This window comes from Actinosynnema sp. (assembly GCF_052038725.1).
On record NZ_JBQGCX010000485.1, the window covers coordinates 1 to 3,615 of the forward strand.

Below are 3,615 nucleotides of genomic sequence, written 5' to 3' on the forward strand. Positions count from 1 at the left end.
GCGACTGACCCGGACGCGACTGACCCGGACGCGACTGGCCCGGACGCGACTGGCCCGGACGCGACTGACCGGGACGCGACTGGCCCTGGCGCGCGGCCGGGCCGAACGGGACCGGGCCGGAGGGGCGACGAGCGCCACCGGGGCGTCGCGGGCACGGGAGCGGGCAGCGCGCCGACCCGCGAGACGGTCAGCGCGCACACGTCCCGCACGTGCCTGCTGGACCGCGCGCCCCCCGGCAGCACACCCCGCACCACAGGGGCTGTGACACTTCCGCAAAAGCCGCCAACAGGCTGTCAATCACCCGATTCTGCGGCATTACACTCCGCCCCGTGCCGAATTTGCGGATCAGCGAAGCAGCCGCCCTGCTCGGGGTGAGCGACGACACCGTGCGCCGGTGGATCGACCAGGGACGGCTGTCCTCGGTCCAGCTCGACAGCGGGCGCAGGGGCGTCGAGGGCGCCGAGCTGGCCGCGTTCGCGCAGCGCGCCGCCGAGAACCCGGAGGCGGGCGGGCCGATCACGACCTCGGCCCGCAACCGGATGCGCGGCATCGTCACCCGCGTCGTCAAGGACGGCGTCATGGCGCAGGTGGAGAGGCAGGCGGGCCCGTTCCGCGTGGTGTCGCGGATGAGCAGCGACTCCGCCGAGGAGCTGGGCCTGGAGGTCGGGTCGGTGGCCGTGGCCTCCATCAAGTCGACCCACGTCGTGGTAGAGATCCCGGAGGTCTGACACCCGTGCGCACCCGTCCCCGCCTGCGCGTCCTGTCCGCCCTGTCCGCCGCCGCGCTCGCGCTGGCAGGCTGCTCCCCGTCCGACGAGCCCGCGCCCGCCGAGCCCGGCTCGGCCGCCGCCCCGCTCGGCGAGGTCACCGTCTTCGCCGCCGCCTCGCTGAACGAGACGTTCACCCGGTTGGGCAAGGACTTCGAGGCCGCCAACCCCGGCTCGAAGGTCACCTTCAACTTCGGCGGCAGCTCGGGCCTGGCCCAGCAGCTGAACCAGGGCGCGCCCGCCGACCTGTTCGCCTCGGCGGCCCCGGCGAACATGAAGCAGGTCACCGACACTGGCCTGGTGACCGACACGCCCACCACGTTCGTGCGCAACCGGCTGCAGATCGCCGTGCCCGAGGGCAACCCCGGCAAGATCACCGGGCTGGCGGACTTCGGCAAGGACGACCTGAAGATCGCCCTGTGCGCCGAGCAGGTGCCGTGCGGGGCCGCGTCCAAGAAGGTGTTCGAGGCCGCGGCCGTCACGCCCGAGGCCGACACGCTGGAGCAGGACGTCAAGGCCGTGCTGACCAAGGTGCGCCTCGGCGAGGTCGACGCCGCGCTGGTCTACCGCACGGACGTGCGGGCGGCGGGCGCGGACGTGGAGGGCATCGCGTTCGCCGAGGCCGACGAGGCCGTGAACGACTACCCGATCGCCGTGCTCGCCAAGGCCCCCAACGCCGCGGGCGGCCGGGCGTTCCGGGAGTTCGTGCTCTCCGAGAGCGGCAAGAAGGTCCTGTCCGCCGCGGGCTTCGACGCGCCGTGACGCGCCGACCGCCGCTGGTCCTGCTGCTGCCCGCGGCGGTGGGCGTGGCCTTCCTGCTGGTCCCGCTGCTCGGGATGCTGCTGCGCACCCCGTGGGACCGGCTCGGCGAGCTGCTGGCGGCGCCCCTCGTCGGGCAGGCGCTGCGGCTGTCGCTGCTGTGCGCGTCGCTCGCGACGCTGGTGTGCCTGCTGCTGGGGGTGCCGCTGGCGTGGCTGCTGGCCCGCACGCGCGTCCCCGGCAGGGGCGTGCTGCGCGCGCTGGTGACGGTGCCGATGGTGCTGCCGCCGGTGGTGGGCGGGGTGGCGCTGCTGTACGTGCTGGGCCGCCGGGGGCTGGTCGGGCAGTACCTGGACGCCTGGTTCGGGGTGTCGCTGCCGTTCACCACGGCGGGCGTGGTCGTGGCCGAGGCGTTCGTGGCCATGCCGTTCCTGGTGGTGTCGGTGGAGGGCGCGCTGCGCGGGGCCGACCCGCGCTACGAGGAGGCGGCGGCCACGCTCGGGGCGTCCCGGTGGACGGTGTTCCGCCGGGTCACCCTGCCGTCGGTGCTGCCCGGCGTGGTCGCGGGCGCGGTGCTGTGCTGGGCGCGGGCGCTGGGCGAGTTCGGGGCGACGATCACGTTCGCGGGCAACTTCCCCGGCCGGACCGCGACCATGCCGCTGTCGGTGTACCTGGCGCTGGAGACCGACCCGGACGCGGCGATCGTGCTGAGCGTGCTGCTGCTGGTGGTGTCGGTGGCCCTGCTGGCCGCCCTGCGGGAACGGTGGATCACCGCGTGACGCTGGACGCGCGGCTGGTGGTCAGCCGGGACGGCTTCGAGCTGGACGCGGCGCTGCGGATCGAGCGCGGCGAGGTCGTGGCGCTGCTCGGGCCCAACGGGGCGGGCAAGTCGACGGCGCTGCGCGCGCTGGCCGGGCTGGTGCCGCTGACCGGCGGGCACGTGCGGGTCGACGGCGACCCCTGGGACCGGCTGCCGGTGGAGCGGCGGCCGGTCGGCGTGGTGTTCCAGGACTACCTGCTGTTCCGGCACATGTCGGCGCTGGAGAACGTGGCGTTCGGGTTGCGCTCGCGAGGGGTGCGCAAGGCCGAGGCGCGGGCGACGGCGCTGGGCTGGCTGGAGCGGGTCGGGCTCGGCGAGCACGCGGCGGCCCGGCCGGGCGCGCTGTCCGGCGGGCAGGCGCAGCGGGTCGCGCTGGCGCGGGCGCTGGCGACCTCGCCGGGGCTGCTGCTGCTGGACGAGCCGATGGCGGCCATGGACGCCGGGACGCGGCTGCGGGTGCGCGCCGACCTCGGCGAGCACCTGGGCGGGTTCCGGGGCCGGACGCTGCTGGTGACGCACGACCCGCTGGACGCGATGGTGCTGGCCGACCGGCTGGTGGTGCTGGAGGCGGGCCGGGTGGTGCAGGAGGGGTCGCCCGAGGAGGTGGCGGCCCGGCCGCGCACGGACTACGTGGCGGCGCTGGTCGGGCTGAACCTGCTCAGGGGGACGGCGCGCGGCGGCTCGGTCGAGCTGGACGGCGGCGGGGTGGTCGCGATCGGCGAGGAGCTGCGCGGCGAGGTGTTCGTGGCGTTCGCGCCGGGCTCGGTGGGGCTGTACGGGGAGCGGCCCGCGGACGGGCCGCGCAACGCCTGGCCGGTGCGGGTCGTCGGGCTGGAGCAGCAGGGGCACTCGACGCGGGTGCGGCTGGACGGGGTCGTGCCGCTGGTGGCGGAGGTGACCGCGTCGGTGGTGGCGTCGCTGCGGCTGCGGCCGGGCGACGAGCTGTGGGCGGCGGTGTCGGCGGCGGAGGTCGACGCGGACCCGGCGTGAGCCCGGCTTCGCCTCACCGCAGGTCCTCGGGCGCGTTCGCCGTGGTCGGCGGGGTGCGACCCGAACGGTAAGGGACTTTGGTCCCTGGTCCCCCGGTGATCGCTCACTAGCCTCGGAACCGGCTTTCGAGGTGGTGAGGAGGGGTGCGGGTGGGCGCGCTGGCGGTGCGCACGTCCGGCGGGGTCCGGGAGCGGGCGCTGACCGGGGTGGTGGAGCTCCTGGGCGGGGTGCCCGGCGCCCGCGCGACGGCGGCGCGGGTGCGGCTGACCGCGCTCGGCGG

4 protein-coding genes are annotated in these 3,615 nt (G+C 75.9%); all 4 read left to right on the plus strand.

The window, feature by feature from the left end:
• The first annotated feature begins 329 nt into the window (after positions 1-329).
• The 4 genes from ACTUAL_RS09760 to ACTUAL_RS09775 are packed head-to-tail and all read left to right on the plus strand — an operon-like array spanning position 330 to position 3,335.
• Positions 330-728, plus strand: coding sequence for a TOBE domain-containing protein (locus ACTUAL_RS09760; RefSeq protein ID WP_440900037.1), 399 nt, complete (start codon positions 330-332; stop codon positions 726-728).
• A 5-nt stretch (positions 729-733) separates the two neighbouring features.
• The gene (gene modA, locus ACTUAL_RS09765) at positions 734-1,528 is read left to right on the plus strand and encodes a molybdate ABC transporter substrate-binding protein (protein ID WP_440900038.1); all 795 of its coding nucleotides are present in this window, start codon (positions 734-736) and stop codon (positions 1,526-1,528) included.
• The gene (gene modB / locus ACTUAL_RS09770) at positions 1,525-2,304 is read left to right on the plus strand and encodes a molybdate ABC transporter permease subunit (protein WP_096492480.1); all 780 of its coding nucleotides are present in this window, start codon (positions 1,525-1,527) and stop codon (positions 2,302-2,304) included. The genes modA and modB overlap by 4 nt, the downstream gene beginning before the upstream one ends.
• Positions 2,301-3,335 carry an ABC transporter ATP-binding protein gene (locus ACTUAL_RS09775; protein ID WP_440900039.1) on the plus strand — a complete coding sequence of 345 codons (1,035 nt, stop codon included), beginning with the start codon at positions 2,301-2,303 and terminating at the stop codon, positions 3,333-3,335. The genes modB and ACTUAL_RS09775 overlap by 4 nt, the downstream gene beginning before the upstream one ends.
• Positions 3,336-3,615: the final 280 nt, after the last annotated feature.